Genomic DNA, 19506 nt, shown 5'->3' with positions numbered 1-19506 from the left:
CACGATGAGATTCGGCATGCAGAATTACCTACTCTGGTCTGCGCATATTCGACATTTACCTGGTCAATCCGGTATCGATACGACACCACTCGACGGCGAAACCGGACATCACAATAAATCCAATCTTTTCTTCGTTTTAGACCCATCCGCACTCCCTCGATGCCCGAAGCACTTGTGTAACGGCAGAACACGAGGAGGATCGCGTGACCATCGAACAAGCCGTCCCCAATACCTGCGCACTTCGCCTGACCGCCGCGCAACGAGGTATCTACTACGCACAGCAGATCGATCCCGACGTGCCGATGTCGGTCTCGGCCTTCGTCGAGTTTCACGGCGAGGTCGATGCGAATCTGCTTGACCACGCGGTACGCGACACCGGGATCGAGACCGAAGCCGCGCTCCTGAGGCTGGTTCACCAATCCGACGACGATGTCGAACCGATGGTCGTCGTCGACCAGGAGCGACAGATCCGATTGGGCCGCAAGGACTTCTCCGGATATGACGATCCCCGTGCAGCGGCGCTGACCTGGATAGACGACCACCGATCCCGGACGATCGATTTGTTCACCGATCCCCTTCTGGTGACGTACCTATTGAATCTTGGTGACGGCCATAGCATTTGGTACTGCTGGGGCCACCACTTCGCTTTCGACGGCTACGCGGCGATGTACATGATGGTGCGAGTCGCCCAGCGCTACACAGCTTTTGCCGCCGATGAGCCGGTACCCGCCGCCGACATCGCCGGCATGGAGCAGATCGCAACGATCGACAGCGACTACCGCGCCTCGACCCGGTTCGACGACGATCGCGAACACTGGACCAGTCAATTCGCCGACGATCCGTTGGTCACGTCATTCTCAACCCACTCAGACGTCGCGGCACCGGTCGCCACCATCTGCTCGGCACCGCTGCCCGATCACGTGGTCGACAGTGTGCGTTCGATGGCCGAAGGCCTCAGCGTTCGGCCGGCATCGGTCATTACCGCGGCCGTCGCGCTGTATCTCGCGCGCTATAACAACGCCGACGAAGCGATGTTGAGTTTGCCGGTGGCGGTACGAGATACGCAGATCCTGCGCACCTCGGCCGGGCTCACCTCGAATGTCATTCCGATCCGCAGTCGCATCGACCACGACCACCCGCAGCAGCTCGGCGACCTCGTACGCGAGGTGAACGGCGAAATCAAGGAGGCGTTGCGGCATCAGCGTTTTCGGCACGAAGACATCACCCGCGACGTCCTCGGCGCGGCGAACGGACGTCGCGGCTTCTTCGGGCCGATGGTCAACGTGATGCTGTTCTTCGAGCACATCGACTTCGGCGACCTGCACGGCGCGCTCAACATTCTCTCAACCGGTCCGGTCGAGGATGCGTCGGTCAATGTCTACGACTGCATGGTCGGCGGTATGCGGTTGGATTTGGAAGCCAATCCGAACGTCTACGACCGCGCCGACGTGGAAACCCATCACCGCCGGCTGATCGATTTCCTCACGCGTTTCGTGGTGTCGGAAACAACCAGCAGCGCCACCGACCTGAGCATGCTGTCGGGGGACGAGGCCATCCGGATTACCGAAAATTGTGCGGGCGAGAGCATCGAACTCGGCGCTACCACCCTGACCGACCTACTCCGCAGTGCAGCCGTACGGTTCACCGATCGCCCGGCTGTAGTAGATCCACAGGGCAACACCCTGACCTATCACCAATTCGACGCTCGCACCACCGAGGTCGCAGATGCGTTGTCCGCGCGCGGAATCGGTCCGGAATCTGTTGTGGGCGTGCTGCTTGACCGCGGCATCGACCAGGTGACGGCTTTGCATGCGATCATTCGCGCCGGAGCAATCTTTGTTCCGCTCGATCCGGCCGAGCCCGACGAACGGCGGAAGCATATCCTGTCGACCGCCCAACCGTCACTGGTGATCACCTCCGGCGACGATCACCACATCGATTTCCCGACAACAACTATCGGCGACCTGCGCACCGAAACCGCGGCCGGGCCCGCAGCCCCGCACCCAGACAATGGCGCCTATCTGCTATTCACTTCGGGTTCGACCGGTGCCCCCAAGGGGGTGCTCATCAGCCATCGGGCGATTGTCAACCGACTGCTCTGGATGCAACACACCTATCCCCTTACACCGTCGGACCGCGTCCTACAGAAGACGCCGGCGACCTTCGACGTCTCAGTGTGGGAATACTTCTGGCCGCTGATTACCGGCGCGGCACTCGTCATCGCCCGGCCCGGTGGGCATCGCGATCCGTGGTATCTGCGCGCGCTGATCGCCGACCAACGAATAACCACAACACATTTCGTTCCGTCGATGCTGTCCGCGTTCGCCGACGTCCTGGGCGACGATCCCGACACGCCCGCGGCGTTAGAACCGCTTCGCAGGATCTTCACCAGCGGCGAGGCGCTCACTCCACGGACCGTCGCGGCCACCACCGAAATCACCCATTCACCCGTGCACAATCTCTACGGACCAACCGAAGCCGCGATTGACGTCACCTTCCACAATGATTGCGCGGCAACCGATTCCACTATTCCTATCGGCCGTCCGGTATGGAACACCCAGACCCAGGTGCTCGACCGTCGGCTGTCTCCGATCCCCGACGGCGCGGTCGGCGACCTGTATCTCGGCGGGATTCAACTGGCCCGCGGCTACCAGAACTGGCCGGGCCGCACCGCCGAACGTTTCGTCGCAGACCCGTTCGGCAGTGGTGAACGCCTTTATCGCACCGGCGATTTGGTGCGACGACGCCCCGACGGCACCCTGGAATACCTGGGCCGCAGCGATGATCAGGTGAAGATCCGCGGGCAACGCGTAGAACTCGGCGAGATCGAAGCGGCGTTGTCGACGCTGGCCGGCGTACGCGCGAGCGGCGTGGTGATTCGCGACGACCTACTCGCCGACGACGTCATGGTCGGATATGTCACCGGCAGCGGGCTGGAGGGGCGAGATCTGCGAACCGAGTTGGCGGCACTGGTACCCGACCATATGATCCCGACTGTCGTGATGGTCTGCGAATCACTGCCGACAACCTCGAGCGGCAAACTCAACCGCCGGGCACTACCGACCCCCAACCTCACGAGCAGCGAATATCGTTCCCCAACAACGCAACTCGAAGCACTGGTCCATGACACGGTCGCCGCGGTACTCGGCGTCCCGACGGTCTCGATGACCTCGAATCTCTTCGACCTGGGCGGAAACTCGCTCTCGGCAACACGAGTCGCGGCACGGCTGTCGGCGGCGACCGGCGCTCAACTCGGCCTCCGTGCCATCTTCGATGCCGGCGACGTCAGCGGCATCGCCGAAGCGCTGCGTGCCCTCGACATCTCCGAGCATGTCGATCACACACCGGCACCCGTCCATGTCCAGATCGACGGCCCGGTTCCGTTGTCCCCCGCCCAGCACCGAATCTGGCTGGCAACCAAACTCGACCCCGCCGCGGCCGCGACCTACAACATGCCGTTCACCGTTCGGCTCATCGGCGCACTCGATGTCGACGCCTTGCGGGCGGCGCTACGCGACGTAGTCGCGCGCCACGAACCGCTGCGAACGACGGTGGTCGACGATGCCGGCCGCCCGTACCAGCGGGTGAGCGCCGTCGACGACATCCAGTTCGACGTCGAGCTGATTACCTCGGCACCAGCCGATCCGGCGAGCGTCCGTGACTACGCCGCACTGGCTTTCGATCTCTCCACTGATTTGCCGATCAGAGCTCGACTCATTCAGCATGGGGAACAAGACCACACTCTCGCGGTGGTCATTCACCACCTCGCGGCCGACGGTTGGTCGTTGGCGCCATTCGCCAGTGACTTCGCCGACGCGTACCGCGCCCGCCGGGCCGGGCAGGAGCCGGGGCCGGCCACGCTCCCGGTTACCTATCAGCAAGTCAGCGCCGATCGCGCCGCGTGGCTCGACGATCCGCACTCCTCCGCTGCCGGCCAGGTCGGCTTCTGGGCCAACACTCTCGCCGACGCGCCGGTCGACTCCGATCTGCCATACGACCGCGCGCCGTCGGGCCGTACCGATCGCCGTGGAGCAACTGTCCGCGCTCAGATCGACCGAGCGACTCGTAAACGCTTGGCCGAGCTAGCTACCGAGCAGGGCGTGACGATGTTCATGGTGCTGCACGCGGCAGTGGCCACACTGCTACGCGGCATGGCGGGTTCCGATGACATCGTCATCGGCACACCGGTATCGGGACGCGGCGATGGCGATCTGGACGAGTTGGTCGGAATGTTCGTCAACACACTGGTACTGCGAACGCCGGTCGACAAGCATTCGTCATTCGCCGACCTTCTCGCGGTAGTGCGTACCAACGACCTCGCGGCATTCGACCATGCCGATGTCCCCTTCGACCGCTTGGTCACCGAACTCAATCCGCCCCGGAGCAGCAGCGGGCAACCATATTTCGACGTGTCGGTCGCGATCGAGGACACACCGCGCGTCGAACTCGAGTTCGCCGGTCTGACCGCGACGGCGGCGCGCGTGGATACCCAGACCAGCAAATTCGACCTGGAGTTCACCTTCACCGACCGCGAGGGCGCTGGAGAACTCGCCGTCGAAATCACTTACGCCGCAGAACTTTTCAACCGCGAGACGATGACTGGCATGGCGTCGCGGCTGACTCGACTGTTACGCCGGGTCGCCGCCGACCCGCAGACGAGCGTCGGCGACACCTGCGTGCTGGACCCGTCCGAACGTTTCGACCTGGTGCCGGCCACCGGAACCGGGCCGAGGCCGGCCGAACATCTCTCACGGCTACTGGCCGGCGCGGTGACCACCGAACCCGACCAGGTAGCGGTTGCCGACACGGTGAACGGCCAAGCACTCACCTACCGCGAACTCGACGCGGCGTCGAATCGGTTGGCCCGCATACTGATCGAGGCGGGCGCCGGCCCCGAAGATTTCGTCGCCCTGTCCTTGCCACGCGGCATCGACTGGGTGGTGGCGGTGTGGGCGGTCGTACGGTCAGGTGCTGCCTGGGTTCCGATAGATCCGGACTACCCGCCGGCGCGCACCTCGTTCATGTTGGCAGATTCGGGTGCACGGCTCCTTGTTACCGCTGGCCTCAACAAGACCGGCCAGCCACCGGCGGCGGTCGATGGCGTCACCATCATCGACCTCGACGACCCGGCGACCCGGACTGACTGGGATACTCGCCCTGGCGACCGGATCTCCGACGATGACCGGCATTCTCCGGTTGAGGTGGACCAACCGGCGTATCTCATCTACACCTCGGGTACGACCGGCGTACCCAAGGGTGTCATCGTCAGTCATCGCGGCCTCGCCGACTTTGCGGCGGAACAGGTTTCGCGGTTGGGACTCACTCCGCAGAGTCGCACGCTGCACCTCGCCTCACCCAGTTTCGATGCCTCGGTGCTGGAAGCACTGATGGCGGTGAGCGCGGCGGCATCGATGCATATCGTGCCACCCGGCATTGTCGGCGGTCGCGAACTCTCCGAGCTCATGGCCACGGCGCGGGTAACCCACGCCTTCCTCACGCCGTCGTTGCTGCACACCATGTCCCCCGACGATCTTCCCGACCTCGACACACTGGTGATCGGCGGTGAGCATCCCAATGCCGAATCGGTCCGGCGGTGGTCGGGCGACAAACACCTGTTCAACGCCTACGGCCCAACCGAGGCGACCGTGGTAGCGACTATGTCGCAGGACATTTCGCCAGCCGACAGTGTGACCATCGGGCGTCCCATCCGCGGCGTAGCCGCACTCGTCCTTGATGAACGGCTGCGGCCGGTCGCACCGGGCACCACGGGTGAGCTGTATCTGTGCGGAACCCACCTCGCGCGGGGCTACCACGGTGTCCACCCACTGACATCTAAACGATTTGTCGCCAATCCGTACGCGGAACCGGGCGAACGTATGTATCGCACCGGCGATCTGGTTCGCTGGCGGTCCGATCACACACTCGAGTTTCGAGGACGCGCCGACCATCAGACCAAGGTGCGCGGGCACCGGATAGAACTCGGCGAAATCGACGCCGCGCTTGTCGCCGCTGACAAGGTGAACGAGGCAGTCACCGTCGTCGCCGGTGAAGGTGACTCGGCCCGCCTCGTCGCCTATGTGGCTGGGGCGCAACTGAATTCCGATGACGCCCACATGTTGCGCGACCAGCTCGCCCATCAACTCCCGAAACATATGGTCCCCTCGGCCGTCGTCGCGCTGGACAAGATTCCCACTACCCCGATCGGCAAGGTAGATCTGCGCGCCTTACCCACCCCGCAGGCTCCCACCGCCGATCACGAACCGCTGCGAACCGATTCCGAGCGCGCGGTCGCCGCGACCGTCGCGCGGCTACTCGGACTCGACGTCGCCACCATCGGCCGCGAGCACGACTTCTTCGAACTCGGTGGGAACTCGCTGCTGGCAACACAATTGGCCGCCGAGTTGGAGCAGCGAGCCGCTACCCGTATCGCCGTTCGCGCGCTCTTCGACGACCCTCGCATCTGTGCGATCGCAACCCTCGCCACCCTCACACCGACCGAGTCGGACGGGCCCGCCCCGGTGCCGTTAATTCATGATCCCGACGCGGAGGTGAAGCCCGGACCCGCTCAGCAACAGCTGTGGTTCCTCAACCAATTCGACGGCTCGGAGACCGACGACGTCGCGGCGGGTGCATACAACATCGCCTTCGCCCTCGAATTACGCGGCGACCTCGACACCCGAGCATTGGCCGGGGCGCTGACCCACGTCGTCGCACGGCACGAACCACTGCGAACGACATACCCGGCCCACGACGGGCAACCAACGCTGCGGGTACAGCCAACCGAGCAGGTACGTGTGTCCCTGGCTCCGCAAACAGTCGACGAGTCGACCTGGATCGCACGCTCACGCGAATTTGCCTCTGCCGCATTCGATTTGACCGTCGATACGCCACTGCGCGCAGTACTGCACCGGATCTCTGATAGCACCTGCGCCGATGTCGTGCATCGACTCACCGTCGTGATTCACCATATCGCCGCCGATGGCGCCTCCCTGGCACCGCTAGCCCACGACATCGCCGGCGCCTATGCGGATCTACATGCCCAGCGCACCCCTGAGCAGGCAGCGCTCCCCATTTCCTACCGGGACTACCTACGGTGGCAGGCTCGGTCCCTGGGGTACGACGACACACCGCACCCCGAGGGGGCCGAGGCCCCACGTCGCATTGACGAACTCACGCAGTGGTGGCGCGACGAACTGGCGGGTATCGATAGCGGCCCGATCCTGACGTCGGATGCCGGTGCGATGGGATCGGCAGACAGTACGGCCGGAGTGGTCGAGGTGGAGTTCGACGACGCGCTACGCACCGCCCTGCATGCCCAAACCGGCTCCGACACCACCGAATTCATGACCGTCCACGCGATCCTGGCCACCCTGCTACACCGGATGCACGCCGATCCGCAAACCCATATCGGCTCGGGCACAAGCGATCTGACTATCGGAACGCCGGTTGCCGGTCGGGCCGATTCTCGACTGGCCGGTCTGGTCGGCATGTTTGTCAACTCGGTTCCGCTACGCACTGCCGTCCGGAGCGATATGACCTTCAGCGATCTGCTCGCGCAGGTCCGTCGAACCGATCTCGACGCGCTGTCGCATTCGGATATGCCGTTTGAGCAACTCGTCGCAGCGGTGAAACCGCCCCGCACCGGACGGCACCCGCTCTTCCAGATCGCGTTGACTTTCGACGACGTGCCGCTCGCTGCAACCGAGGCGGCCATCCCTGCCTTCGACGGGCTGGCGGTGTCGGCGATGGAAGTCGAGACTGGTGGCGTCCGCTTCGACCTCGAGATCCGTATTCGAAACGGCATCGCTCGATTCACCTACGACACAGCCGTTTTCAGTCACGATCGAGTAGTCGACCTGGCTCATCGATTCAGCGCGTTGGCTCACCGGGTGGCCGACGACCCGACATGCGCCGTCGGCGACTATTCGCTCGCCTTGCCGACCGATGCCGCAGCCGAATCCACCGCGGGGTCCCCGGCCGTCACACCCCGCCACCTCGCCGAGTTGATCGAGCACGCGGTGAACGACCGACCATCGGCATGCGCGCTCGACGACGGCATTTCCACGCTCACCTACCGGGCGGCCGATGAATCGGCGAACCGGTGGGCGAACACGCTTATCTCCTTCGGCATCGGCTTCGACGACGTCGTCGCGGTTGCCCTCGACCGCTCGATCGAATCGGTCATCGCCGTGTGGGCAGTCGCGAAGGCCGGTGCGACCGTACTGCCGATCGACCCGCGCTACCCCGCACAGCGCGTTGAGCACATGATCTCCGACTCAGGTGCGCTGCTGGGCATCACCTCCGACAGCCACTTCGACGCCGTGCCCCATGAGATCTGGTGGCTAACGACCGACGACCTCTGCGCCGGCCACAGCGAACCGCCGCGCATCGGCCGCCACACCGACGGTCGCGCGTACATCATTTACACGTCAGGAACCACTGGGACACCCAAGGGTGTGTCGGTGACGCATCGTGGCCTGGCGGCCTTCGCCGCCTCGCAGACCGTGCGTTACGGCGTCGGCCCCGATAGCCGGACGTTACATTTCGCCTCGCCGAGTTTCGACGCCGCGATGCTGGAGCTACTGCTGGCGGTCGACAGCGGCGCCACCATGGTCATCGCTCCACCGACTATCTACGGCGGCGACGAACTCGTCGATTTCCTTGCCGCACAAGAGATTAGCCACGCATTCGTGACCCCGGCGGCATTGGCACCGGCACAGCCGCGCGAATTGCCACACCTGCGCTGCCTCGCCGTCGGCGGCGAATCCTTCGGTAGCGACCTGGTCGACCGGTGGCGGACCGGCGATCGCCGCTTCCTCAACTGCTACGGACCGACCGAGACAACCATCGTGGCAACAATGTCCGAGCTGTCGCCGGGCGAGCCAGTCACCATCGGCACGCCGGTCGCAGACAGCACCGCGTTGATACTCGACAGCCGGCTTCGTGTCCTCCCGCCGCATACGCCCGGTGATCTCTATCTGATCGGAGCCGGTCTGGCGAACGGTTACCACGGCAAGCCCGGCCTGACCGCCGGTCGATTCGTCGCGGCTCCACTCGGGGTGACATCGATTGGCGGAGCGCGCATGTACCGCACCGGCGACGTCGCATCGATGGATACCGCAGGGGTCCTGACCTATCGCGGCCGAAGCGATCGCCAGGTCAAGGTGCGTGGATTCCGCATCGAACTCGACGAAGTGGACTCGGCACTGGCCGCACACCCGAGTGTTGGGACCGCAGTGACCGTAATCGACGGCATCGGCGATTCGGCACGACTGGCTTCCTATGTCACCGCCGGCGAGGATGAGCCGCCGACACAACACACGCTGGTCGACTACCTCACCCAGCGGTTGCCCCGTCAGATGATTCCGTCGACAATCACCGTGCTGGACAAGATTCCGACGACGGTGAACGGCAAGGTCGATCGTGCCGCACTCCCCGCACCCGGTCCAGCCTCGGCCTCATCGATGCCGGTCCGCGACGCGAGAACGGCCGCCGAGCGGCTCGTCGTCGGAATTCTGAGCGACACCCTCCAGCGGCCGATCGGCATCGACGACGACTTCTTCGACGCAGGCGGTACCTCACTGCAGGCAACTACCGTGGTCAGCCGGATCAACGCGGTCCATCGCGGCACTCCGCTGCGCGTTCGCGACGTATTCGACAATCCTGTCGTCGGGGTGCTGGCCGGGCTGCTCGATGTGGACGAGACCGGCGCCGATGAACAATTGCCCGACGCGCCAGCCCCGGACAGTCGCCCGCGTCCGCAACGAATCCCGTTGGCCCCCATGCAGAAGCGACTGTGGTCGCTGTATCGAAGTGCGCCGGACTCGGTCGACTACGCGATACCGCTGCGACTGAATCTGACCGGCGACCTCGACCTCGCCGCACTCCGCGGCGCACTTGTCGACATCGTCGCGCGACATGCCGTACTGCGGACGATCTATCCGGAAACGCATGATGGTCCGATCGGTGTCGTCGGCGATGACGCTGATTCGGTGATCGGGTCACTGTGCCCGACCACCGATGACCCGGACACGGTCATCAAGGCGCTCACCCAGCAGCCGTTCGACCTGAGCGTCGATGCACCGATACGCGCCGCAGTAACTTCGATGGGAACCACGCACTCACTGATCCTGGTCATCCATCACATCGCCGCCGATGGTGCCTCGCTGCCGATCCTCGTCGCCGACCTGATCGACGCGTATACCGAGCGCAGCGCCGGTCGCACCGCCCGATGGGAACCGGCGGCAGTGGATTATCGCGACTATGCGGTGGCAGCCGCGCTTGACGAGGATGGCGAACAGGACGACCTGCGGTACTGGACCGACCAGTTGACCGGCGCGCCGGCGCAGTCCAGTCCGATCGCCGATCGGACTGTCGCCGACCGCACCGGTGGCGGCAATGTCACCATCGCGGTCGACACCGAACTCCGCGACGCGATCGTCGAGGCGGCACGCCGGAACTCGACATCGGTGTTCACCGTTTTACATTGCGCGACAACGATTCTTCTCAACCGCCTCGGTGTGGGAAATGACATCGTCGTCGGCACCCCGGTAGCCAATCGATCGGTACCGGGCGGCGACTTCCGCGACGTTGTCGGCATGTTCGTCAACACGGTGGCCCTGCGCACCTCCATTGATCCGGCCGACACCGCCCAGACACTCCTCGGCACGATCCGCGATGCCGACCTGGACGCCTGGGACCACCTCGACGCACCATTCGATGACGTCATCGGTGCCATTAATCCGCCTCGGCTACCCGGCCGGCACCCGCTATTCCAAGTCGCGTTGTCGGTACACGACTACGCCGATTCGATCTCCGGTGAACAACTGCAGATCGCGGACGGGCTGGTCGGCGAAGTCGCCGAAATAGACTCTCCAACAGCCAAATTCGACCTCCAATTCACCGCAACGGGTATGAGCGCCGACGCGCCTCATCCCGCGCTGTCGCTGACCTACGCGCGCAATCGGTACCTGCCCGACACCGCTGAGCAATTCGGTATCCGGCTATTGCGTGTGGTCCGCGCGCTCACTACCGACCCGCATCGCGCCGTCGGCGATATCCGGGTCACCGACCCACTCGAGGTGGCCGCACTATGCCCGGTGTCCGGTCCACCGGCCGTCGCGCCACGTACTTTTGCCGACCTCCTCGACGAGGCTGTCCGTCGAAACCCGTTGGGAGTGGCGGCTATCGGCGAACACCCGGCCAGTGGCACTACCTCCCTCACCTACCGTCAGCTCGATGACCGCAGCAACCGCCTCGCTCGTCTATTGTTGGCGCGCGGGGTCGCTACGGGCCCCGAATCGGTCGTCGCGATGGCGATTCCGCGTTCCATCGATGCTCTGGTGGCGATCTGGGCGATTATTCGCACCGGGTGTGCCTACCTGCCGGTTGATCCAACCTATCCCGCGGAGCGGATCGCTCACATGATCAGCGATTCGGGCGTCGGCACCATGGTCACCACAAGTGACCATGCCTCCGACGTACCCGCCGGGATAACGTCGCTTGTACTCGACGATCCCGCTGTGACACACGAGCTTTCGGAGCAGCCGTCGGCACCTGTCTCCGATCTCGAACGCGGTCGGCCGATACTGGACGATCAGCTCGCGTATGTCATCTACACCTCGGGTTCCACCGGCACTCCCAAGGGCGTTTTGGTTCCCAATCGCGGCCTGGCCGCGGTCCACGACGCACTCGCTGAGACCATGCGGCCGACCGCCGACTCACGTGTATTACATTTCGCGTCGCCGAGTTTCGACGCGTCGGTACTGGAATTCCTCCTCGCCGCCGCAGGAACCTCGACACTCGTCATCGCACCGACAACCATTTACGGTGGCGATGATCTGGCCTCGTTCCTCAACCGCCATCACGTATCCCACGCGTTCATCACCCCTGCCGCAGTCGCCAGTATGTCGCCGGCCGACGTACCGGAACTGACCACGCTGGCCGTTGGAGGTGAGGCCGTCTCACCTGAGCTGGTACGCCGCTGGGCGGTCGGGCGGGACATCCGAAATGTATACGGCCCCACCGAGACCACGATCATTACTACCGAGTCCGAGTCGCTGGCTCCCGACACCGAGGTGACCATCGGCGGTCCACACCGCGGCGTCGGTGCCGTAGTGCTCGACGGGCGACTCCATCCGGTGCCCGCCGGGGTCGTCGGCGACCTATACCTGCTCGGCGATCAACTGACCCGCGGCTATCACGGCCGCGCGCAGTTGACCGCCACTCGATATGTCTGCGCGCCAATGGTTCTCGGCGAGCGGTATGCCGGACAGCGCATGTACTGCACCGGTGATCGGGTTCGGTGGACTGCCGATGGCACCCTTGGTTATGCCGGTCGCGCGGACAATCAGGTACAGGTGCGCGGGTTCCGGGTGGAACTGAGCGAGATCGACAACACGCTGAGTTCCCAGCCGCTGGTGCGTTCAGCGGTGACCGTCACCGACACGACGTCGGGGTCAACGGTCCTGCACAGTTACGTGACCGCCGATCAGGACGAGGTCGAGATCGATACCGCGGCACTCCGACGCGCTGTGGCGCGCGTGCTGCCTCGCCATATGGTGCCGGCAACGATCACCGAATTGACCGCACTGCCAATGAATGCCGTCGGCAAACTCGACCGCACCGCGCTGCCCGCGCCACGGGTGGCGACCAGCCGTCCGGCGGCGTCGGCTACCGAGGCCGCGGTCGCGGATGTCTTCGCCGATGTCCTGGGCGTCACATCGGTTGGTGCCGAGGACAACTTCTTCGACATCGGCGGCGATTCACTGCTGGCGACCACGGTGGTGACCCGCCTGAAAGCGCTGGGCCGGGACGTGTCGGTACCCGATGTCTTCGCCGCGCCCACCGCGGCTGAGCTGGCTGCCGCGCTCGACGAACCCGCCGCCGCGGGATCATCCGCGCTGGGGCCGCTGCTCACGCTGCGTGCGGGTACAGAGCCTGTCTCCCAAGACAATCCACCGCTGATTGTCGTTCACCCGGCCATCGGCCTGGCCTGGAGCTTCACCAGTCTGCTGCCACATGTCGATCCCGCCCGCACCGTCTATGGCCTGCAAAATCCGGCCCTGAGCGGCGCTGCGCCGGCGCGTGACATCGGCGAACTCGCGAAGGATTACGTCGACCGGATCCGCACCGCCGTACCGCACGGCCCATACCACCTTCTGGGATGGTCCCTGGGCGGACTGATCGCGCAGGAGATGGCGGTACGGCTGCAACGCGACGGCGAAACCGTCGACAAGCTGATCCTTCTCGACTCCTATGTACTGGCCGATCACCCGGACCTGCACCAGGCCGAATCGATACGAGAACTGTTGGGAGAATTAGGTTTTGACACCTCGGAAATGAACGGGGAGCCGGATCTGGCTACCGTCGCCGACGTCGTGCGTGCGGGTGGCGGACCCCTGGCCGACCTCTCCGCCGCTGACCTGGCGTCGATTCACTCGGCCTTCTCCGCGGCCGGTCCGCTGGCCGCCAGCTGGCAACCGCGAACGTTTGTCGGCGACGCGATCTTCGTCAGCGCCTCCGCGGACTCCTCTCACGGCTCGGCGGCCCGCCTCGATTGGATCGACCGAATTACCGGACACATCCGCGACGTGGCCGCCGACTGCAGTCACGCTCGAATGTTGCTGCCGGAGAACGTCGTACAGTTCGCGCACATCGTCGCGACCGCCGCTCCACAAGCTGATCGACCGGCCTACATCGCCCATCACCGAAAGGAACAGTGATATGACCAATCCGTTCGACAACACCGACGGAACCTTCCTCGTCCTCGTCAACCACGAAGGGCAACACTCACTTTGGCCCGATTTCGCGCCGGTGCCCGACGGTTGGACCCGAGCCTTCGGGCCCGACGGACACGATGCCTGCCTGGAGTATGTGGAAGAACACTGGCGTGACATGCGACCGGCCAGTCTCGTCGCGGCGATGACGCGAGCCGCCGCCGATCGCAACCGTCAACGGACATCGGAAGAGGGAGCCAATGGGACGGCACAGAATGGCTGAGTCGTCTCGTGAACCCGCGCTGACATTGCGGGGAGTGAGTAAGACATATCGTTCGGGGCTTTTCGGCCGCGGAACGCAGCACCACGCGGTGCGTGACCTCGACCTCGAGGTCCCTGCCGGTTCGGTACACGCCCTGCTCGGCCCTAACGGCGCGGGCAAGACCACCAGCGTCGCAATGGTCGCGACACTTCTGGAACCCGACGCCGGGCAGATCCAGGTTGGCGGCATCGACGCACGCAAGGAACCCGCACGGGTCCGCGACATTATTGGCGTATCTGGCCAATACGCCGCGGTTGATGGCAATCTGACCGGATTCGAGAACCTGCGGATGGTCGCTCAGCTGTACGGCCACTCACGCCGGGAGGCGAGTTCGCGCGCCCGGCAGATGATCGATGAGCTCGATCTGACTACGGCTGCCGATCGACCTATGCGTACCTACTCGGGCGGTATGCGCCGACGATTGGACCTCGCCGGAGCGGTCATCAACCGACCGACCCTCGTCATTCTCGACGAGCCGACCACCGGTCTCGATCCACGTGGACGACGTCAGATTTGGGAAGTGATCGATCAGCTCGTACAAGCGGGCACAACAGTTCTGCTGACTACCCAGTACCTGGAGGAGGCCGACGAACTCGCCGACGAGATCACTCTCATCGACGGCGGCGTGGTGCAGGCGCGCGGCACGCCGCAGTCGCTCAAGTCGCGATTCGGACAGTCCGGTCTCCGGATCGAAGTCGCGCCCACCTCGCCGGACGCCGAGATTTCCGCCGCACTTATGCAAGTGGGTGCCGGTGAGCCGCGACAACTCGACGACCGGAACTGGGAGGTCCCGATAGACGCCGGTACGCGCAGCGCGGTGGCCGCCGTGCAGGTATTACAGGACCGCGGCGTCGAATGTATCGACGCCGTCGTCACCGCGCCGACGCTGGACGCGGTCTTCCTCGCACTGACCGGATCGGACACTCAACGGGAGGTCGTCGATGTTCTCTGACACCGCGGTATTGATCGAACGCAACCTACTCACCGTGCGCCGCATCCCAACTCTGTTGGTGAGCGCGACAATTCAGCCATTGATGTTCGTTTTTCTGTTCGCGTATGTCTTCGGTGCCACACTCGGCGGCGGACAGTACCGAGAGTTTCTGATGGCTGGAATCTTCACCCAGACCGCACTCTTCAACGCCGCGTTCACCACCGTCGGATTGGCGAACGACATGTCCGACGGTATCGTCAATCGCCTACGCTCACTTCCGATGTCGCGCCTGGCGGTGATCACCGGACGTGTTAGTTCGGATATGTTGCTCGGCGTGATCGGACTTGCCGTCATGGTCGCCTGCGGTTACGCCATCGGCTGGCGAATTCGAGGCTCGCTGGGCGACGCCGTGATCGCCTTCGCCTTGCTGTTGTTCTTCGCACTCGCGATGGCCTGGGTCGGAGCCGTCACCGGCTTGGCAGCCAAGAATGTCGAAGTCGCGCAAAGTGTCGGCTTCCTGTGGATGTTCCCGGTGACTTTCCTGTCTAGCGCGTTCATCTCCGCCGCGAGCCTGCCCGGCCCACTACGGGCAATCGCCGAATGGAATCCGGTTACCGCGGTCGCGACCGCCTGCCGCGATCTCTTCGGCAATGCCGCGCCGCCCGACTTCCCCGCGGCCAGCGGCTGGCCCGCCGACCACGCCTTCGGTTACGCGGTGATCTGGTGCGTCGCCATCTTGGTGATATGCGTGCCGGTTTCGCTCGTTTTGTACCAAAGGTCAGCGCGTCGGTGACAAACGGGTTTACTAAGACGACGAAGGTGGTATTCACGGCATACGGGTCGGCCGACGGCCGTCCGTACCGGTCCAGGTACGGCGGCCAGATTCGCAGAGGAGCGTTAATGAGCACACTGGACCAGGATCACGATCTTTCGATTCTGCTGACCCGCGCCGCGGACGGTGATCGCGCCGCATTCGCCCGATTCTACGATCTGACAAATTCCCGTATTTACGGCCTTGCGCTGCGGGTATTGCATGATCGCAGCCATGCCGAAGAGGTCGTACAGGAGGCGTATCTGCAGTACTGGCAGCTCGCGCACGAATACGACACCAATCGCGGATCGGTCATCAGTTGGATGATGACCATCGCCCATCGGCGGGCTGTCGACCGTATACGTGCCGAGGAATTGGGACGTCGGCGAGGTGAGCAGTATGTCGCGGCAAACGCGCCGATAGCGGAGCCGCCAACCCTCGACTTAGTGCTGCAGAATGAGGAGTCGATGACCCTACGCGACTGCCTTGGACGATTGACCGATCTGCAACGCAGCAGCATCGAGTTGTCATACTTCAGCGGTATGAGCTATCCCGAGGTAGCAGCGCATACCGCCACTCCACTTCCCACCATCAAATCGCGCATCCGCGACGGGTTGCGAAGACTGCGCCATTGCGTCAGGAGCGACGGTAGATGAGCGACGAAAACTGGCTAGACGATCATGTCGAGTTGTATGCGATCGACAGTCTCCCGAGCGACGAACGCGCTCGCGCACAAGAGGAACTGGCGAATCTGCCGGCGGCGCGGCGCGAGGCCTACAACGCCCAGATCGTCGAGACTCAGGAGACGATGGCCGACTACGCGAGCCGATTCGCGGTCGCCGCCCCCGACGACGTGCGTGAGCGGGTACTCGCCGATTACGCCGAGCGACTGCGGAGCCGTCAGTCGGAAGAGAGCGGTTCGGCCTCGGTAACGCCCATCGGCTCGGCTCGGCGCCGGCAGCGTTTGGTCGCATTGGTCGCCGCCGCCGCGGTGGTCATCGCGGCAGCCATCGGCGCGGGCGTATTCATCGGCCGCGCAACAGCTCCCAGCACCCAGACGGTGCAGGCCGATGCCGTCGCATCGGTGCTGTCGGCATCGGACGCCACCTTGGCACGCGGACAACTGAACGACGAACGCGGCACGCTGATCGTCGTCACGTCGCAGGAACAGAACCAAGCCGTGGCGGTCATACGCGGGACCACCAATCCGGTACCCACCGATCGCAGCCTGCAACTTTGGCTCGTCGGTAAGTCGGCGTCGCCGGTCTCGGCCGGGATCGTCAATTCGGGATCAGCGCCGCCACTATTGATCGACCAGCTCGACAATACGACGACGCTTGCCGTGACACTTGAGCCGCGCGGTGGTTCACCCGCGCCGTCGACGCCGCTGCTTACCCAGGTTCCCCTGTAGATCCGGGTCCTGAGGTAGTGCCGGGTCCCGACGCGAAGAGATGTGCGGCCGCCGACGCCGATAACCCACCGGTTGTCGCCGCGTCGGCCAGACGGTTGGCGATCGACCGTCCGCCGGGTCGCGAGCTGGGCCGCACCGCGGGCGTCGGCGCTATGACTTCTGTTGCCGCAGAGGTTATCCCCGCGAGAAAGCCAACCTGCTGGGCCGGCTTGCGCGATACGATCCACTCCGCCAGAAACTCTGATCGTTCGGCCCGCATCGCGGCAAGAGCCATCAACACCTTGACGTCATCAGCCGTCCAATTAACCAGCGCCGCACCGCGATTGCGGAGGTCGTGCAACATCTTCACGGTCTTCGCGCCGGTTGGCCACGGGTCCCGGCGCAGGAGCACCAATGACCGCGACGAGACATCGACACTCACCGCCGAGGCGATGCCCGCCTTGTCGAGCCTGGACTGAACAGCCCGGAAATGTGACGCCGCGATCGCGCGGAATGCCCAGAACTGTTCGGCGTCGGTCAGCGGGTCGATCGTACGTCGCAGTCGGGCATGCAGGGCAGGGTTGCGGCCCGGCCTGGCATCCTGTTGATACATGTCGCCGCCGGCGCTCAGTGCGTCGATCCAGGTTGCCAACCCGGCTGCGAGCAAGGGTGGCACCACGGCGTCTTCGCGCCGATGATCGAAGGCATCCCGAGGGTCCGCCGCGGACACCAGTTCGGCGAACCGCCGGTCCAATTGGCCGAGTTGATCGATCTGCAACGGGTCGAAATTCGATTGCCGCACTTCGATATCGGCCTGTGCCGACGCCGCCGAGAATTCGGTGAGCTCACCGAAGTCACCGGTCCGCAGAACCGTGCTGACATAACGATCGACAGTTCGCATCACATCACGCGGCGTGAAGTCGATCGATGACGCCAGGCCCTCCTCGGTGACCGGCCACGTCGGGTAGGGCGGACTGAAATCGGCATTGGCGTAGAACTGTGCGAACCGTTTGGTGAGCAGCGCACGAGTGAACTCGGCCGATGACGGACGCTGGAGGCGTGCGGGCGTCCGGTAGCGGTCGATGACCGACTGCGGCGTGTGCGCCTCGAGATAGTCCCACGCCGCCGAGACGCAGGACACCACCGATGTGGTCCGACTCATGGTCTCGCGCAACGTCATCAACCCGTGCGCGACCCGATTGACCGCGCGTTCGTCAGCTTCGTCGTCGGCGTGATTGGTGGCGATCAACGTATCGATCTGGTCCACGGCGACGACCGCGGCATCATCCATAGCGATGATGCGTGAGATGTTCTCGACGATTTCTTGGTAACCAAGCCTCGCGTTCTGGATACCCCAGGCGGCGAAATCTTCGGAGTCGTCGACATCGGCCAGCAGCAGGGCGGTACCGATATCCTGCTGCTCGAAGTCGTCTGACTCGGTCAGCGCCAATGCGCGCAGAACATGCTGAGAACGGCGGCGGTGCCGGGGATGCTGCCGGTAGACACCAGTTACGAACGCGTCCAATGACTTTCGAGTGAGGGGCGCACCACCGGCTATCGCGGCGAGGTCATCGGCTGCCAGTCCAGCGGCGGTAGCGAGCCGGTCGAGTAGTTGTGCGAGTTGCGAGGCGTGCGTCGGCGTCGGTCGCGTCAGATCCTCCAACAACGCGACGAGAACCGATCGCCAAAAGTCTTCTCCGTCAAGAAGTTTGATCAGAAAGAAGTAGCCGCCCACGGCTTGGACCCGCTCGCGGATCTGGCCGAGCAGATGGGTTTTGCCCGAGCCGGCCGGTCCGCGGATCGCGACGCCCAGCGGACTCGCGCCCGAACTACGGCGGGCGTCGTCGAAAGCACGCAAGACCTCTGCGAGCGCGGCGTCGTGCAAACCTGGAACATGTAGTGGCGCCTGCGGTTCCCAGACATCATCGGGGGTGACCGCCCAATCGAGCCGGATGGATTCCAGTGCACTACGCGTAATGTCGTCCATCAGACCTCCTCGACCGCGAACAGATGACATTGTTGCGCTCCCACCACTACAGCTGCCGCTCGGTCGTCATCGGTCAGCAGACGACGATTCTCCTGCGGTACCAGACTGACGCCCGGTTGGCGTTGAAAGACAACAAGTTCGGCGTCGAGGGTGGCGCGGTCAACGTCGGACAAAGTGCCGCGGAGCTGGGCGACGGTGACCCATGCGCCGGGCCGCGCCGCGAGCGAGTAATAGGCCGAGACGATCCGCGACCGTAGTGCCGGGTCGGTTCGATCGCCGGGGTCCACCATGATCGCCGCGCCCTCCTGTGTCACTCTCCCATTTGGCCAGCTTCAATGATGTCACGA

General features: G+C 64.3%; 8 protein-coding genes. 6 read left to right on the top strand and 2 right to left on the bottom strand.

Annotated elements, in window-relative coordinates; genetic code table 11:
- Positions 1–203: 203 nt before the first annotated feature.
- From GOEFS_RS17155 to GOEFS_RS17130, 6 genes are all read left to right on the top strand, one after another.
- The gene (locus tag GOEFS_RS17155) at positions 204–13724 is read left to right on the top strand and encodes a non-ribosomal peptide synthetase (RefSeq protein ID WP_007319209.1); all 13521 of its coding nucleotides are present in this window, start codon (positions 204–206) and stop codon (positions 13722–13724) included.
- Between the two features lies 1 nt (position 13725).
- A complete protein-coding gene (locus tag GOEFS_RS17150; RefSeq protein WP_007319208.1) occupies positions 13726–14001 on the top strand; it encodes an MbtH family protein in 276 nt (91 codons plus the stop codon).
- Positions 13979–14992: an ATP-binding cassette domain-containing protein gene (locus tag GOEFS_RS17145; RefSeq protein WP_007319207.1), complete on the top strand. Its 1014-nt coding sequence runs from the start codon at positions 13979–13981 to the stop codon at positions 14990–14992. Before GOEFS_RS17150 ends, GOEFS_RS17145 begins: the two co-directional genes overlap by 23 nt.
- On the top strand, positions 14982–15764 hold the full coding sequence (locus tag GOEFS_RS17140) for an ABC transporter permease (protein ID WP_007319206.1): 783 nt from the start codon (positions 14982–14984) through the stop codon (positions 15762–15764). The genes GOEFS_RS17145 and GOEFS_RS17140 overlap by 11 nt, the downstream gene beginning before the upstream one ends.
- Before the next feature lie 107 nt (positions 15765–15871).
- Complete coding sequence (locus GOEFS_RS17135) at positions 15872–16438, top strand: sigma-70 family RNA polymerase sigma factor (RefSeq protein ID WP_007319205.1); 567 nt, start codon at positions 15872–15874, stop codon at positions 16436–16438.
- Positions 16435–17193, top strand: a complete 759-nt coding sequence (locus GOEFS_RS17130) for an anti-sigma factor (RefSeq protein WP_007319204.1) — start codon at positions 16435–16437, stop codon at positions 17191–17193. Before GOEFS_RS17135 ends, GOEFS_RS17130 begins: the two co-directional genes overlap by 4 nt.
- On the opposite strand, the gene GOEFS_RS17125 is transcribed toward GOEFS_RS17130, so the two are convergent.
- Positions 17174–19159 carry an ATP-binding protein gene (locus GOEFS_RS17125; protein WP_007319203.1) on the bottom strand — a complete coding sequence of 662 codons (1986 nt, stop codon included), beginning with the start codon at positions 19157–19159 and terminating at the stop codon, positions 17174–17176. The genes GOEFS_RS17130 and GOEFS_RS17125 overlap by 20 nt on opposite strands.
- Entirely contained in the window at positions 19159–19473 is a 315-nt protein-coding gene (locus GOEFS_RS17120) for a hypothetical protein (RefSeq protein WP_050949947.1), read from the bottom strand. The genes GOEFS_RS17125 and GOEFS_RS17120 overlap by 1 nt, the downstream gene beginning before the upstream one ends.
- Between the last annotated feature and the right edge of the window lie 33 nt (positions 19474–19506).

Source organism: Gordonia effusa NBRC 100432, assembly GCF_000241305.1.
GTDB lineage: Bacteria > Actinomycetota > Actinomycetes > Mycobacteriales > Mycobacteriaceae > Gordonia > Gordonia effusa.
Note: the sequence above shows the minus strand (reverse complement) of the source record. Positions and strands in the feature narration are given on the sequence as shown.

Bases quoted from the DNA above. Each gene is read 5' to 3' on its own strand.
- GOEFS_RS17125 (WP_007319203.1), bottom strand. From the start codon at position 19,159: ATGGACGACATTACGCGTAGTGCACTGGAATCCATCCGGCTCGATTGG.
- GOEFS_RS17140 (WP_007319206.1), top strand. From the start codon at position 14,982: ATGTTCTCTGACACCGCGGTATTGATCGAACGCAACCTACTCACCGTG.
- GOEFS_RS17150 (WP_007319208.1), top strand. From the start codon at position 13,726: ATGACCAATCCGTTCGACAACACCGACGGAACCTTCCTCGTCCTCGTC.
- GOEFS_RS17135 (WP_007319205.1), top strand. From the start codon at position 15,872: ATGAGCACACTGGACCAGGATCACGATCTTTCGATTCTGCTGACCCGC.
- GOEFS_RS17145 (WP_007319207.1), top strand. From the start codon at position 13,979: ATGGGACGGCACAGAATGGCTGAGTCGTCTCGTGAACCCGCGCTGACA.
- GOEFS_RS17130 (WP_007319204.1), top strand. From the start codon at position 16,435: ATGAGCGACGAAAACTGGCTAGACGATCATGTCGAGTTGTATGCGATC.